Genomic DNA, 14,118 nt, shown 5'->3' on the forward strand with positions numbered 1-14,118 from the left:
GTTCCCGCCCTCTCACACCACGCGCTGCCCGCGCCGCCACACGCCGCTGACCAGGGGGACGCCCGGCCGGTAGGCGAGGTGGACGTGGCTCGGCGCGTCCAGGAGGACCAGGTCGGCGTAGGCGCCGGGCGTGAGGCGGCCGACGTCGGTGCGGCGCAGGGCCGCGGCGCCGCCCGCGGTGGCCGACCAGACGGCCTCGTCCGGGGTCATCCCCATGTCCCGTACGGCGAGCGCGACGCAGAACGGCACGGACGAGGTGAAGGACGAGCCGGGGTTGCAGTCCGTGGACAGCGCGACCGTGGCGCCCGCGTCCAGCAGCCGCCGCGCGTCCGGCCACGCGGCCCGCGTGGAGAACTCGGCGCCGGGCAGCAGCGTCGCGACCGTCCGGCTGTGCGCCAGGGCGTCGACGTCCGCGTCGGTGAGGTGGGTGCAGTGGTCGGCGCTGGCCGCGTCGAGCTCGACGGCGAGCTGCACGCCGGGGCCGTAGGAGAGCTGGTTGGCGTGGATGCGGGGGTGCAGCCCCCTGGCCTTGCCCGCGGTGAGGATGGCGCGGGCCTGGTCGCCGTCGAAGGCGCCCTTCTCGCAGAAGACGTCGATCCAGCGGGCGTGCGGCGCGCAGGCGTCGAGCATCTCGCCGGTGACCAGGGCGACGTAACCGGCCGGGTCCTCCGCCCAGTCCGGCGGCACGATGTGCGCGCCGAGGTAGGTGACCTCGTCGGTGTGTGCGGCGGCGATGCGCAGGGCGCGGGCCTCGTCCTCGACGGTCAGGCCGTAGCCGGACTTCGTCTCGAACGTGGTGGTGCCCTGACGGAGGGCCTCGGCGAGGTAACGGGTGACGTTGGCGTCCAGTTCCCCGTCGCTCGCCGCGCGGGTGGCGGCGACCGTGGTGCGGATGCCGCCGGCGCTGTACGGGCGGCCCGACATGCGGGCGTTGAACTCCTGCGTCCGGTCGCCCGCGAAGACGAGGTGGGAGTGGGAGTCGACGAAGCCGGGGATGACGGCCCGGCCTGCGGCGTCGACCCGGTTGTCAGTGGCGGGTGCTTTGCTGTGATCACCGGTCCACACGACGCGGTCGCCCTCGATGGCGACCGCTGCGTCGTGGACCAGTCCGAGGGGGGAACCGTCACCGAGGGAGGGGTCGTTGGTGACCAGGGCGGCGATGTTGGTGATGAGCGTGCTTGCGGTGCTCGCGGAGTGGGCGGGGCTGACGGTCGTCGCGTTGCTCATGGCGTCCTTGGTGGCCTGGTCGGCGGTGGGTTCGGGTGCGGGGGCGGAGCCGGGCCGCGCGGGCGGGTGGCCCGGGGTCATCCGCGCAGGGCTGCGACGGCTTCGGCGAGGGCGCGGGGCACGTCCGGCACGAGCGTGTGCACCCCGTCCCGTACGACGTGCCGCCCTGCCACGACCGTATGCGACACGTCCGCTGCCGACGCGGCGAATACGGCCGTCTCGGCCCCGAGCCGCGGAAGCGGCCCTGCCGTCCTGACCGAGTCCAGGGCGATCGTCGTGAAGTCGGCGAGCGCGCCGGTCTCCAGGGCGCCCGCCTCGTCCCAGCCGAGGGCCGCGTGGCCGTTGGCCGAGGCGGCCCGCAGCAGGGCGGCGGCCGTCCAGTGCCCCCGGGTGCGGGTGCGCAGGCGCTCGTTCAGCTCCATCGCCCGCGCCTCCTCCAGCAGGTCGATCACGGCGTGGCTGTCGGAGCCCAGGCAGAGCGGGGAGCCCTCGTTCTGCAGGGCGGCGGCGGGTCCGATGCCGTCGGCCAGGTCGCGCTCGGTCGTCGGGCACATGCAGGTGCCGGTGGAGCTGGCACCGAGGAGGGAGATGTCCTCGGCGGTCAGGTGCGTGTTGTGGACGCCGGTGGTGCGCGGCCCGAGGACGCCGTGCAGGGCGAGGAGCTGGGTCGGGGTGCAGCCGTGGGCTTCCCGGCAGGCGTCGTTCTCGGCGGTCTGCTCGGACAGGTGCACATGGAGCGGGGCCCGCCGCTCCTCGGCCCAGCGCGCGACGGTCTCCAGCTGGCCGGCGGGCACGGCCCGCACCGAGTGGATGGCCGCACCGATCCGTGCGTGGTCCCGTTCCTTGAGAAGTGAACAGCGTGCGGCCCAGGCGTCGGCGTCCCCGTCGGAGAAGCGGAGCTGATGGCGGTTGGGCGGCTGCCCGAAGCCGGAGGAGAGGTAGGCGGTGTCGAGGAGGGTGATCCGGATGCCGGCCTCGGCGGCGGCCGCGACGAGGGCCTCGCCCATGGCGTTCGGGTCGGCGTACGGGGTGCCGCCCGGGGCGTGGTGCACGTAGTGGAACTCGCCGACGGACGTGATGCCGGCCAGGGCCATCTCGGCGTACACGGCCCGGGCGAGGGCGTGGTAGGTGTCCGGGGTCAGCCGGTCGGCGACGGAGTACATGACCTCGCGCCAGGTCCAGAAGGTGCCGGAGCCGACCTGGGCGGTGCCCCGCAGGGCGCGGTGGAAGGCGTGGCTGTGGGCGTTGGCCAGACCGGGGAGGGTGAGGCCGCGCAGGGGTTCGGCGCCGGGCGGCGGGGCGGTCACCTCGGTCCGGACGGCGGTGATGCGCCCGTCGGCGGTCTCCAGGACGACGCCCGGCTCGACGTGGGTGCCGAGCCAGGCGTGTTCCAGCCAGTACGTCTGCGTCACCTGCACGCGAGTCCTTCCAGTACGTCGGCGAGGGCGAGCACTCCGGCCACGCAGTCGTCCTCGGCGGCGAACTCGGCCGGGGAGTGCGAGACGCCCGTGGGGTTGCGCACGAACAGCATGGCGGTCGGGATGCTCCCGGAGAGGATCCCGGCGTCGTGTCCGGCGCCGGTGCCGAGGACGGGGACGGTGAGCTGCGGGTCCCGGTCCTTGCCGAGAATGCGGGCCAGTTCGTCGCGCAGGGCGTGGTCGAACTCGACGACCGGGGTGAACGACTCCCGGGCGACGGCGAGATCGACCCCGTGGGCGGCGGCGTACTCCTCGGCGGCCTGGCGTACGCCGGTGACCACGGCGTCCAGGCGGTCCTGGTCGGCGGCGCGCGAGTCGAGCCAGCCGCGCACCAGGGAGGGGATGGCGTTGACACCGTTCGGCTCCACGGTGATCTTGCCGAAGGTGGCGACGGCCCCGGCGAGTTCGGCCTCCCGGCGGGCGGCGAGGACGGTCTCGGCGTAGGCGAGCATGGGGTCGCGCCGGTCGGCGAGCCGGGTGGTGCCGGCGTGGTTGGCCTCGCCGGCGAAGTCGAACCGCCACCGGCCGTGCGGCCAGATCGCGCCGGCGATGCCGACCCGGTCGCCGGACAGGTCCAGGGCCCGGCCCTGTTCGACGTGGAGTTCGACGAAGGCGCCGATGCGGGCGAGCCGTTCGGGGTCGGGGCCGATGGCCTCCGGGTCGTGGCCGGCGGCCTCCATGGCACGGGGCAGGGTGGTGCCGTCCCCGTCGGTGAGCCGCTGGGCGTCCGCGACGGTGAGCTGCCCGGCCGTGAGCCGGGAGCCGACGCAGGCGAGACCGAACCGGGCGCCCTCCTCGTCACCGAAGTTGACGATGCCGAGCGGCCTGGTGGGCTCCGCTCCCCTGCCGCGCAGTTCGTCGAGGGCGGCGAAGGACGACACGACACCCAGGGGCCCGTCGAAGGCGCCGCCGTCGGGCACGGAGTCCAGGTGCGAGCCGGTGACGACGGCGTCGCCGCGGGCGGGGTCGCCGAGCCAGGCCCACTGGTTGCCGTTGCGGTCGGTCTCGTAGGTCAGCCCCCGGGTCTCGGCCTGCTCCTTGAACCAGGCCCGGCAGTCCAGGTCGGCGCCGGTCCAGGCGAAGCGGCGGTAGCCGCCGGAGGCGGAGCTGCGGCCGATCGGCAGCAGCTCCGCCCACATGCTGTGGAAGGTCACGCGTCGTCACCCTCGCGCATCGGGACCCGCACCCCGCGCTCGCCGGCGACGGACTCGGCGATGTCGTACCCGGCGTCGACGTGCCGGATGACGCCCATGCCGGGGTCGTTGGTGAGGACGCGGCGGATCTTCTCCCCGGCGAGCGGGGTGCCGTCGGCCACGGTCACCTGCCCGGCGTGGATCGACCGGCCCATGCCGACGCCGCCACCGTGGTGGATGGAGACCCAGGACGCGCCGGAAGCCACGTTGACCATGGCGTTGAGCAGCGGCCAGTCGGCGATCGCGTCGGAGCCGTCCAGCATGGCCTCGGTCTCGCGGTAGGGGGAGGCGACGGAGCCGCAGTCGAGGTGGTCGCGGCCGATGACGACCGGGGCGGCCAGCTCGCCGCTCGCGACCATGTCGTTGAAGCGCTCGCCGGCCTTGTCGCGCTCGCCGTAGCCGAGCCAGCAGATGCGGGCGGGCAGGCCCTGGAAGTGCACCCGCTCCCCGGCCATCTTGATCCAGCGGGCCAGGGACTCGTTCTCCGGGAAGAGGTCGAGGATCGCCTTGTCGGTCTTGGCGATGTCGGAGGCCTCGCCGGACAGGGCGGCCCAGCGGAAGGGGCCCTTGCCCTCGCAGAACAGGGGGCGGATGTAGGCGGGGACGAAGCCGGGGAAGGCGAACGCCCGGTCGTAGCCGGCGAGCCGGGCCTCGCCGCGGATGGAGTTGCCGTAGTCGAAGACCTCGGCGCCGGCGTCCTGGAAGCCGACCATGGCCTCGACGTGCCTGGCCATGGACTCGCGGGCGCGGGTGGTGAAGCCGACCGGGTCCTTGGCGGCGTAGGAGGCCATCTCGTCGAAGTCGACGCCGAGCGGGAGGTAGGCCAGCGGGTCGTGCGCCGAGGTCTGGTCGGTGACGATGTCGATGGGCGCGCCCACGGCCAGGAGCTGCGGGACGAGTTCGGCGGCGTTGCCGAGGACGCCGATGGACAGCGGGCGGCGGGCGTCGCGGGCCTCGGTCGCCAGGGCGAGGGCGTGGTCCAGGCTGTCGGCCTTCACGTCCAGGTAGCGGTGCTCGATGCGGCGCTCGATCGCGCGCGGGTCGCAGTCGATGCACAGGGCGACGCCGTCGTTCATCGTCACGGCGAGGGGCTGGGCGCCGCCCATGCCGCCGAGGCCGGCGGTCAGCGTGATCGTGCCGGCGAGGGTGCCGCCGAACTTCTTCGCCGCGACGGCGGCGAAGGTCTCGTAGGTGCCCTGGAGGATGCCCTGGGTGCCGATGTAGATCCAGGAGCCGGCGGTCATCTGGCCGTACATGGTCAGGCCGAGCTGCTCCAGGCGGCGGAACTCCTCCCAGTTGGCCCAGTCGCCGACGAGGTTGGAGTTGGCGATGAGGACGCGCGGGGCCCACTCGTGGGTCTGCATGACGCCGACCGGGCGGCCGGACTGGACGAGCATGGTCTCGTCCTGCTTCAGGCCCTTGAGGGTGCGGACCATCGCGTCGAAGGAGCGCCAGTCGCGGGCCGCCTTGCCGGTGCCGCCGTAGACGACGAGCTGGTCGGGGTGTTCGGCGACCTCCGGGTCGAGGTTGTTCTGCAGCATCCGCAGGGCGGCTTCCTGCTGCCATCCGAGGGCGCTCGGTTCCGTGCCGCGCGGCGCTCGGACGGGGCGGGGTCCGGACATGGTCTGCCTCCTGGTGGGGTCTCCCGGCGGATGTTGCTGCTTCTATTCACATCCTGGACTCATGAATAGAGCTAGTCAATACGCCGGGAGGTCGGCGCGGCCGCGGCGTGGATGTTTGGCTGGACGCATGGGCGCACACAGGGAAACGGACGAGGCGGACGGCTCCGGGGCCGGGCGGGCGGCCCGGCGGGACGAGGCGGTGCGGGCCGCGGTGGAGCAAGGGCTGCTGGGGCCCGACCAGCCCCTGGTGGGACTGCTGGACGTCGTCGGCATCCGGGAGTCGGCCACGCGGCTGCGGGCGGCGTTCGAGGCGGTGACCGCCCCGGGCACGCCGGTGCTGCACGCCTTCGCGGTGAAGGCGACCCCGCTGGTGCCGGTGCTGCGGCTGCTGCGCGAGGAGGGCGTCGGCGCGGAGGTGGCGAGCCCGGGCGAGCTGGCGCTGGCCCGGGCGGCCGGGGTGCCGGTGGAGATGACGGTGCTCGACTCGCCCGCGAAGACACCGGCCGAGCTGCGCGAGGCGCTGGACCTGGGCATCGCGGTCAACGCGGACAACCCCCAGGAGCTGGCCCGCATCGACGCCCTGATGCGCACCGGCCCCGCCCGCTCCCCGCTCGGGATCCGGGTGAACCCGCAGGTCGGCGGCGGTGCCATCGAGGCGCTGTCCACGGCGACGGCCACGTCCAAGTTCGGGGTGGCGCTGCGGGACGAGGGGGCGCGGGAATGGGTCGTCCAGGCGTATCTGGACCGTCCGTGGCTGACCCGGCTGCACACGCACACCGGCTCCCAGGGCGTCCCGCTGTCCCTGATGGCACGGGGCGTGGCCGAGGCGTACGCGCTGGCGGAGGAGATCAACCGGCAGGCCGGGCGGCGGCAGGTCGACACGCTGGACATCGGCGGCGGACTGCCGGTGAACTTCGCCTCGGACGCGACGACACCGACGTACGCGCAGTACGCGCGGATGCTGGCCGAGGAAGTGCCGGGGCTGTTCGACGGACGGTACGGGCTCGTCACCGAGTTCGGGCGGTCCCTGCTGGCGAAGCACGGGACGGTGCTGGCCCGCGTGGAGTACGCGAAGACCTCCGGCGGGCGGGCGGTCGCCGTGACGCACGCCGGGGTGCAGGTGGCGGCGCGGACGGTGTACGCGCCGGGGAGCTGGCCGCTGCGGATCGCGGCGTACGACGCGAAGGGCCGGGTGAAGGAGGGGCCGGTCGTGGTGCAGGACGTCGCGGGGCCGGCCTGCTTCGCGGGGGACCTGCTGGCGGAGGGGCGCTCCATGCCGCTGCTGGAGCAGGGGGACTACGCGGCGGCGCTGGACACGGGGGCGTACTACTTCGCGCACCACTACGGGTACAACTCGCTGGTGCGGCCCGGGGTGTACGGGTTCTGGCCCGGGGGGCGGTTCGCGGTGGTGCGGGAGGCGCAGACCGTGGAGGAGGTCGTCGCGGAGTCCGGCGGGGCGCAGGCGGACGCGTTGGCCTGAGCGCCGCGGGAGTGCCGTGGTGGGGCGGCTGCGGGGGCGTGGGGGCTGATCGCGCAGTTCCCCGCGCCCCCGAGGGGGCGTGTCCTCGCCGTCGGTCAGACGAGGGCCGGTGTCTTCCTCCGCGTTCCGCCGGGGACCGCCGTCTTCCTGCGCGTTCCGCCGGGGGCCGCGTCGCCCGCCGCGATGCCGGTGCTGCGGAACGCTTTGACCTGCTTGCCCGTCGGACGGGCCGCGCCCGCGCGCAGCCAGTCCACGCGGACCCACAGCAGCACCTCGTCCGCGCCCTCGCGGCGGCCCAGCCAGGCCGCCTTCAGCCACAGGCCCGCTCCGCAGCCGGCGAGCAGCATGCCGCCCGCGGCCGGCAGCGCGAAGGAGCTGCCCAGGGCGGCCAGGAAGGCCAGCAGGAGCCACCAGCGGTGTGCGCGGCGCCAGTTGCGGGCCGTGACCGCGCGGTCCTGGAGCACGTCGTGCTTGCCGGCCCGGGCGGCCGAGGCGGCCAGGGCCGTGTAGCGCTTGCGGCGGGCAGTGGCCACCGCGGCCGCGGCCGCCAGGAAGAGGGCCGCTCCCGTCAGCACGCCGATCCGGCGGCCGGTGAGCCCCTCGGGCAGCAGGCCGATGCCGGCCGCCAGGACCCCCAGCCACCACAGCGGGGCGGCACCCGCCCGTACGACGACGGCCACCCGGGCCAGCCCATGTCCTCCGCGCATGTCGATCAGCCTCCGTCCGGTACCCGAAGCGTCTGAAGAGTGTTCTGGGAGACGCAGGTTAGCGACGCAACGTGAGACGAGGATGAGAAGCGGGAGCGGGTGCCGTCAGTCGACGAACAGACCCCGCGCCGCGGCCTTGGCGTCGAACTCCTCCAGCCGGGCCTGGGCCTCGGGCAGGTCGTCGCACATGGCCTCCAGCAGCACCCGGCCGAGCAGCATCGGGGCGCAGGCCGTGTCGAAGGCGAGGCCGGTGCCGACGGCGGCCGGGACGAGCAGGTCGGACACCTTGGCGACGGGGGCGAAGGCGGAGTCGGCGACCGTGACGACGGTCAGGCCGCTCTCCCTGGCGTAGGCGAGGGTGTCGACGACCTCGCGGGGGTGCCGGGGCAGCGCGAAGCACAGCAGGGCGGAGGCACCGGCGCGCACGGCGGAGTCGATGCGGTCGGCGAGCACCGTGCCGCCCTCGTTGAGGAGCCGCACGTCGGGGTGGACCTTGGCGGCGAAGTAGGCGAAGCCGTGGGCCTGGGCGGCCGCCGCCCGCAGTCCGAGGACGGGCAGCGGGCGCGAGGCCGCGAGCAGGCGCCCGGCGCGCTGCACGGGCCCGGGGTCGGCGAGCGCCTCCGCCAGGTGCCGCAGGTTCTCGATCTCGGCCTCGACGGCCTGCTGGTACTCGTTGGCCGACCCGGCCTCCCCCGCCGGTTCCACGGGGGCGACCTCGCGCAGATGGCGCCGCAGGGCGGGGTAGCCGTCGAAGCCGAGGGCGACCGCGAAGCGCGTCACGGAGGGCTGACTGACGCCGGCCAGCTCGGCGAGCTCCACACTCGACAGGAACGGCACGTCGGCGGCGCGGCGCACCATGCTGTGCGCGATGCGCCGCTGGGTGGGCGTCAGCCGGTGGCCCTCGAAGAGCGCCTGCAGCCGCGCGGCAGGGCTGTCGGTCGCGCTCATGGCGTGCTCCCCCTCGCCTATTCAGTAGCTGAGGATTCTGCATGAGCATATGCAGACCGGCAAGCGGCGGCAGGCGCCGCGGTGCCGCGCGGACCCGGCCGGGGCGGGCCGCCGGCGCCCCGGCAGCCCACCGGTCCGACAGGGGGGCTAACCCCAGTGCGACCGCCGTCCCGGCTCCCTACCGTGGACGGCATGAGCGGAATGGACGCGCGGGACACCGAGCTGAAGAAGGAACTCGACGCCACGCTGCACGCCCGCAGGGAACTGGGCGAGGAGTACGAGCCGGCGCTGGTCGAATCGTTCCTGGAGAAGGTCGACCAGCGGATCGACGGCGCGGTCGAGCGCCGGGTGCGCCGGCAGCTCGCCGAGCAGCAGATGCAGACGGCCCGGGACTCCCGGACGCCGAGGGCCACGGACTCCTGGGGCGAGCGCTTCGGCTTCGGCATCGTCTCCCTCGTCCTCGCGGTGCCGCTGTCCGCGATCGGCGGGGGCGTGGCCCGGCTGCCGGGTCTGCTCGTCGCCTGGGCGGGCATCGTCGGCGTCAACCTCGTGCAGGCCGCCCGCACCAACCCGAACCTGTTCGGACGGCGCCGCAAGTCCTCCCAGGACAGCGACTGGGAGGACTGAGACGCCCCGGCGTCAGGCCTGCCGCGTCGGCAGGGCCACGATCTGCCGCAGATTGACCCGGCGCGGCCGGCTCGTCGCATAGGCCACGAGGTCGGCCAGCTCCTCGGCGGACAGCGCGCCCACCGCGTCCAGCATGTCCTCCACCTGCCGGGACAGCTCCGCGTCGGAGATGTGCGTGCGCAGCTCGCTCTCCACGAACCCGGGCTCGATGTTGGTGACCCGGACGTCCCGCGGCCCGAACTCGCCACGCAGTGCCTCCGACAGGTACGTGACGGCCGCCTTGGTCGCGCCGTAGACCGCGTAGTTCGGGAAGCTCATGTGCGCGGCGACCGACGAGATGTTCACCAGGTCGGCGCTGCGGCCGGCCTCGGCCGCGCCCACCAGGTCGGCGGTGAGGGCGCCGGTGATCCGCAGCACCCCCGCGACGTTGGTGTCGAGCATCCGCTGCCACTCGTCCGCGCGCCGGGCCGCCACCGGGTGCGGCAGCATCACGCCGGCGCCGTTCACGACCAGGTCGACGGGCCCGTACTCGGCGTGGATCCGGTCCACCGCGTCGGCGACGGACGTCTCGTCGGTGACGTCCGCGGCGACGGCCAGGGCCTGTCCGCCGTCGGCCCGGATCTTCCCGGCGAGGGCCGTCAGGCGTTCCTCGCGCCGGGCCAGCAGCGCCACCCGCGCGCCCTCAGCGGCCAGTCGCACCGCGACGGCCTCGCCGATGCCGCTCGCGGCTCCGGTGACGACGGCGGTGCGGCCGGCCAGGTTCTCGTACGCCATGGGATCTCTCCTCGGTGCGGGCCGGGGCGTCTCCCCGGCTCCGTCCACCACCCTGGGCGTCCCCGGCCGCCGTACCCAGGGCCACGGTTTTCCTGGGTCCGGCAGTACCAGGTTCGCCGGGCCCGGGCCGCCTACGCTCGAAGGCATGGACGGAGAACTGGGAGACTTCCTGCGCTCGCGCCGTGCCCGGATCCGCCCGGAGGAGGTGGGGCTGCCGTCCTACGGCCGGCGCCGCGTCCCGGGGCTGCGCCGCGAGGAGGTGGCACAGCTGGCCGGGGTCAGCGTCGACTACTACGTGCGCCTGGAACAGGGCAGGGGGCCCGGCGGCCCCTCCCGGACCAGGTCCGGGGGTGTCTCGGACGCCGTGCTGGACGCGATCTCGCGGGTGCTGCGGCTGGACGGGGCCGAGCGGGAGTACCTGCGGGCGGTGGCCCGGCCGCGGCGGCAGGCCTCCGGCGGACCGGCCGGGTCGGGGGTGCGCGCGGGGGTGCGGCTGATCCTGGACGGCATGGACCGCAACCCGGCCTACGTGCTGGACCACCGGATGACCGTCCTGGCCTGGAACGCCCTCGCGGACGCGGTGCTCGGCTTCGACGGCACCGGCTCCGAGGAGCGCAGCCTGCCCCGCCGGACCTTCCTCGACCCCGCCTCCCGCGACCTCTACCCGGACTGGACCGCGATCGCCGAGCAGACGGTCGCCCACCTCCGGCTCCAGGCGGGCCACCACCCGGGCGACGCCGCCCTGGGGGAGCTCGTCGGGGAACTGACCCGCGCCAGCGAGGACTTCCGCCGGCTGTGGGCCGACCATCTGGTCAAACCCTGCGACCACGGCGTGAAGCGGCTGCGGCACCCGGTCGTCGGCCTGCTGACCCTGCCGTACGAGACCCTCACCGTCCCGTCGGCCCCGGACCGGACGATCGTGGCCTACGCCCCGGAACCGGGCTCGGAGACGGCGGAACGCCTGGCACTGCTGGGGAGCTGGGCGACGAGCCACTCGGCATGACACCGGCGGCCGGGCCGGCCCGGCCGCCGGTGAGGAGATGCCCGGAGAAGAGATGCGCGGGGACCGCCGCACCCCCGTGAACGGGGGGCGGGACGACGGCGGTCCCCGCGAAGGACGCGGACCTGGTCAGGCCGGGCCCCCGCGTCCGTGGCGTCGGTGGAGGTCCGGGAGCCGCTCCGGAGGTCCGTGACGCCTACGGCGCCGGCGGGGGCGGGGAGCCGCTCCCGCCCTGCCGACACCCACCACAGTGCAGGACCCGTGTTAAGCGGGTGCTGCGCGAACGTGACGCCCTCGTACCACTTCCGCGAAGTCCGCGAAGATCGCGGACGTCACCGGTTCACCCGGTGCGCGGGCCGTTCACCCGGCGTTCGCCGTCACTTCCCGCCGCGGGCGAGGAACGACAGCAGGTCCTGCCGGCTGACCACGCCGGTGGGCTTGCCCTCGACCAGGACGATCGCCGCGTCCGCCTTGCCGAGCACGGCCATCAGGTCCGCGACCGGCTCGCCGGAGCCGACCTGCGGCAGCGGGGCGGACATGTGCTTCTCCAGCGGGTCGTCCAGCGAGGCGTTCTTGCTGAACAGCGCGTCCAGCAGCTCGCGTTCGACCACGGACCCGACGACCTCGGCGGCCATCACGTCGGGGTGCCCCGCGCCCGGCTTGACGACCGGCATCTGCGAGACGCCGTACTCGCGCAGCACGTCGATGGCCTGACCGACCGTCTCCTCCGGGTGCATGTGGACGAGGGAGGGCATGCGGTCGCCCTCCTTGTCGTTCAGGACGTCGCCGACGCGGGCGCTCGGGCCGGTGTCCTCCAGGAAGCCGTAGTCGGCCATCCACTCGTCGTTGAAGATCTTGCTGAGGTAGCCACGGCCGCTGTCCGGCAGCAGCACCACCACGACGTCGTCCTCGCCGAGCCGTGCGGCGACCTCCAGCGCGGCGACGACCGCCATGCCGCAGGAGCCGCCGACCAGCAGGCCCTCCTCCTTGGCGAGGCGGCGGGTCATCTGGAAGGAGTCCTTGTCGGACACGGCGACGATCTCGTCGGCGACGGTGCGGTCGTAGGCGGTGGGCCAGAAGTCCTCACCGACGCCCTCGACGAGGTACGGCCGGCCGGAGCCGCCCGAGTAGACGGAGCCCTCCGGGTCCGCGCCGATGACCTTCACCCTGCCGTCGCTGGCCTCCTTGAGGTAGCGGCCGGTGCCGGAGATGGTGCCGCCGGTGCCGACGCCCGCCACGAAGTGGGTGATCTTCCCCTCGGTCTGCTCCCACAGCTCGGGGCCGGTGGAGTGGTAGTGGGAGAGCGGGTTGTTCGGGTTGGAGTACTGGTCGGGCTTCCAGGCGCCGGGCGTCTCGCGGACCAGCCGGTCGGAGACGTTGTAGTAGGAGTCCGGGTGCTCGGGGTCGACGGCCGTGGGGCACACCACGACCTCGGCGCCGTAGGCGCGCAGCACGTTGATCTTGTCGGTGCTCACCTTGTCGGGGCACACGAAGATGCACTTGTACCCCTTCTGCTGGGCCACGATGGCCAGGCCGACGCCGGTGTTGCCGCTGGTCGGCTCGACGATCGTGCCGCCGGGCTTGAGCGCGCCGCTCTCCTCGGCCGCCTCGATCATGCGCAGGGCGATGCGGTCCTTCACCGAACCGCCGGGGTTGAAGTACTCCACCTTGGCCAGGACGGTGGCCCTGATGCCCTTGGTCACGCTGTTGAGCCTCACCAGCGGGGTGTTGCCGACGAGACTGATCATCGAGTCGTGAAATTGCACCGTTGTCTCCGGATGCCGCAAAAGTTTCGGTCGTAGTGGTGCCGCCAGCCTATGACTTCGCCGTCGCCCGTGACGGTCGTTCACTCCCCGTTGAGATTCGGCGACCCCCTGTACGGGGCAAGCACTGGGTGTACGGGTTCGAGGAGGTGGCGGCGACGCATGTCGAACATGTCGAGGGCGAGGGTGGCCCGGCGGATCGCGGCCGGCGCCGCGTACGGCGGCGGCGGGATCGGTCTGGCCGGGGCGGCCACGGTGGGGCTGGTGCTGGCGGAGGTGCAGCTGGCCCGGCGCCGGGTGGGCAACGGCACGTCGGGGCACGTGCCGAACGCGGACGGGCTGTACGGCCGTACCTACGCCGTCTCCTCCGAGCTGCCGCCGCTGCGGCTGACCATGCTGGGTGACTCCACGGCCGCCGGGCAGGGCGTGCACCGGGCCGGGCAGACACCGGGCGCGCTGCTCGCCTCGGGGGTCGCGGCGCTGGCGGAGCGCCCGGTGGAGCTGCGCACGGTGGCGCTGCCGGGGGCCCGGTCGGACGACCTGGACCGCCAGGTGGCCCTGGTGCTGGCCGGCCCGGGCCCGGTGCCCGACATCTGCGTGATCATGGTCGGCGCCAACGACGTCACCCACCGCATGCCCGCCACCCGCTCGGTCCGCTGCCTGGCCTCGGCCGTACGGCGGCTGCGCACGGCCGGTGCGGAGGTCGTCGTGGGCACCTGCCCCGACCTGGGCACCATCGAGCCGGTCCGGCAGCCGCTGCGCTGGCTGGCCAGACGGGCCTCCCGCCAGCTGGCGGCCGCCCAGACGATCGGCGTGGTCGAGCAGGGCGGCCGCACCGTGTCCCTGGGCGACCTGCTGGGTCCCGAGTTCGCCGAGAACCCGCGGGAGCTGTTCGGCCCGGACAACTACCACCCGTCCGCCGAGGGCTACGCGACGGCGGCGATGGCGGTCCTGCCGACCGTCTGTGCCGCGCTGGGCCTGTGGCCGGCCGAGGAGGAGCGCCCGGACGCCTCCCGCCGCGAGGGCTTCCTGCCGGTGGCGCGGGCGGCCGCGGAGGCGGCCGCGGAGGCCGGTACGGAGGTCGCGGCGGCGATGCCGACCGGCCCGCGGGGCCCGTGGGCCCTGCTGAAGCGCCGGCGCCGCCGCCGGGTGCCCGAGCAGGAACCGGCGCCCGCGACGCCCTCGGTCTGACGGGCCGGGGACCACGGAAAAAAGCAAGCGCTTAGAAAACTGCGGCCAGGGTCACACCGCGACACCCGTGACCCAGCCCATACGTACGGGTAACTTCCCAGTCAGCCC

12 protein-coding genes are annotated in these 14,118 nt (G+C 74.2%); 4 read left to right on the top strand and 8 right to left on the bottom strand.

Annotated elements, in window-relative coordinates; genetic code table 11:
• Positions 1–12: 12 nt before the first annotated feature.
• From hutI to hutU, 4 genes are read right to left on the bottom strand one after another with little or no spacing between them, the layout of a single operon-like run.
• Positions 13–1,308, bottom strand: coding sequence for an imidazolonepropionase (hutI, locus tag ACIGAQ_RS30385; protein ID WP_311681757.1), 1,296 nt, complete (start codon positions 1,306–1,308; stop codon positions 13–15).
• Complete coding sequence (locus ACIGAQ_RS30390; RefSeq protein ID WP_399788578.1) at positions 1,305–2,645, bottom strand: formimidoylglutamate deiminase; 1,341 nt, start codon at positions 2,643–2,645, stop codon at positions 1,305–1,307. Before ACIGAQ_RS30390 ends, hutI begins: the two co-directional genes overlap by 4 nt.
• Complete coding sequence (locus ACIGAQ_RS30395; protein ID WP_399788581.1) at positions 2,636–3,859, bottom strand: allantoate amidohydrolase; 1,224 nt, start codon at positions 3,857–3,859, stop codon at positions 2,636–2,638. The genes ACIGAQ_RS30390 and ACIGAQ_RS30395 overlap by 10 nt, the downstream gene beginning before the upstream one ends.
• Positions 3,856–5,520: a urocanate hydratase gene (gene hutU / locus ACIGAQ_RS30400; RefSeq protein WP_399788584.1), complete on the bottom strand. Its 1,665-nt coding sequence runs from the start codon at positions 5,518–5,520 to the stop codon at positions 3,856–3,858. The genes ACIGAQ_RS30395 and hutU overlap by 4 nt, the downstream gene beginning before the upstream one ends.
• Positions 5,521–5,647: 127 nt before the next feature.
• Here hutU and ACIGAQ_RS30405 point away from each other — a divergent pair, with 127 nt between their 5' ends.
• Positions 5,648–7,000, top strand: coding sequence for a diaminopimelate decarboxylase (locus ACIGAQ_RS30405; protein WP_399788588.1), 1,353 nt, complete (start codon positions 5,648–5,650; stop codon positions 6,998–7,000).
• A 95-nt stretch (positions 7,001–7,095) separates the two neighbouring features.
• Here the strand turns inward: ACIGAQ_RS30405 and ACIGAQ_RS30410 are convergent, their stop codons facing one another.
• Both ACIGAQ_RS30410 and ACIGAQ_RS30415 read right to left on the bottom strand, forming a co-directional pair.
• Complete coding sequence (locus tag ACIGAQ_RS30410; protein ID WP_399788591.1) at positions 7,096–7,707, bottom strand: hypothetical protein; 612 nt, start codon at positions 7,705–7,707, stop codon at positions 7,096–7,098.
• Between the two features lie 105 nt (positions 7,708–7,812).
• Entirely contained in the window at positions 7,813–8,655 is an 843-nt protein-coding gene (locus ACIGAQ_RS30415; RefSeq protein WP_362279740.1) for a MurR/RpiR family transcriptional regulator, read from the bottom strand.
• A gap of 201 nt (positions 8,656–8,856) precedes the next feature.
• Here ACIGAQ_RS30415 and ACIGAQ_RS30420 point away from each other — a divergent pair, with 201 nt between their 5' ends.
• Positions 8,857–9,282 (top strand): hypothetical protein, encoded by a 426-nt coding sequence (locus tag ACIGAQ_RS30420; protein WP_311681842.1) that lies wholly within the window; start codon positions 8,857–8,859, stop codon positions 9,280–9,282.
• Positions 9,283–9,294: 12 nt separating this feature from the next.
• On the opposite strand, the gene ACIGAQ_RS30425 is transcribed toward ACIGAQ_RS30420, so the two are convergent.
• On the bottom strand, positions 9,295–10,056 hold the full coding sequence (locus tag ACIGAQ_RS30425; RefSeq protein ID WP_311681749.1) for an SDR family oxidoreductase: 762 nt from the start codon (positions 10,054–10,056) through the stop codon (positions 9,295–9,297).
• A gap of 145 nt (positions 10,057–10,201) precedes the next feature.
• Between ACIGAQ_RS30425 and ACIGAQ_RS30430 the strand changes: the two genes are divergently transcribed.
• Entirely contained in the window at positions 10,202–11,059 is an 858-nt protein-coding gene (locus ACIGAQ_RS30430; protein WP_399788596.1) for a helix-turn-helix transcriptional regulator, read from the top strand.
• Between the two features lie 374 nt (positions 11,060–11,433).
• On the opposite strand, the gene ACIGAQ_RS30435 is transcribed toward ACIGAQ_RS30430, so the two are convergent.
• Positions 11,434–12,822, bottom strand: coding sequence for a cystathionine beta-synthase (locus tag ACIGAQ_RS30435; RefSeq protein ID WP_399788599.1), 1,389 nt, complete (start codon positions 12,820–12,822; stop codon positions 11,434–11,436).
• Positions 12,823–12,981: 159 nt separating this feature from the next.
• On the opposite strand from ACIGAQ_RS30435, the gene ACIGAQ_RS30440 reads away from it, so the two are divergent.
• Entirely contained in the window at positions 12,982–14,010 is a 1,029-nt protein-coding gene (locus ACIGAQ_RS30440) for an SGNH/GDSL hydrolase family protein (protein WP_362279737.1), read from the top strand.
• The last annotated feature ends 108 nt before the right edge of the window (positions 14,011–14,118 follow it).

The organism is Streptomyces sp. NPDC085932, assembly GCF_044540525.1.
GTDB lineage: Bacteria > Actinomycetota > Actinomycetes > Streptomycetales > Streptomycetaceae > Streptomyces > Streptomyces levis.

Excerpts from the sequence above, each read along its gene's own strand:
- hutI (WP_311681757.1), bottom strand. The coding sequence starts at position 1,308 with ATGACCCCGGGCCACCCGCCCGCGCGGCCCGGCTCCGCCCCCGCACCC.
- hutU (WP_399788584.1), bottom strand. The coding sequence starts at position 5,520 with ATGTCCGGACCCCGCCCCGTCCGAGCGCCGCGCGGCACGGAACCGAGC.
- ACIGAQ_RS30405 (WP_399788588.1), top strand. The coding sequence starts at position 5,648 with ATGGGCGCACACAGGGAAACGGACGAGGCGGACGGCTCCGGGGCCGGG.
- ACIGAQ_RS30410 (WP_399788591.1), bottom strand. The coding sequence starts at position 7,707 with ATGCGCGGAGGACATGGGCTGGCCCGGGTGGCCGTCGTCGTACGGGCG.
- ACIGAQ_RS30415 (WP_362279740.1), bottom strand. The coding sequence starts at position 8,655 with ATGAGCGCGACCGACAGCCCTGCCGCGCGGCTGCAGGCGCTCTTCGAG.
- ACIGAQ_RS30420 (WP_311681842.1), top strand. The coding sequence starts at position 8,857 with ATGGACGCGCGGGACACCGAGCTGAAGAAGGAACTCGACGCCACGCTG.
- ACIGAQ_RS30425 (WP_311681749.1), bottom strand. The coding sequence starts at position 10,056 with ATGGCGTACGAGAACCTGGCCGGCCGCACCGCCGTCGTCACCGGAGCC.
- ACIGAQ_RS30430 (WP_399788596.1), top strand. The coding sequence starts at position 10,202 with ATGGACGGAGAACTGGGAGACTTCCTGCGCTCGCGCCGTGCCCGGATC.
- ACIGAQ_RS30440 (WP_362279737.1), top strand. The coding sequence starts at position 12,982 with ATGTCGAACATGTCGAGGGCGAGGGTGGCCCGGCGGATCGCGGCCGGC.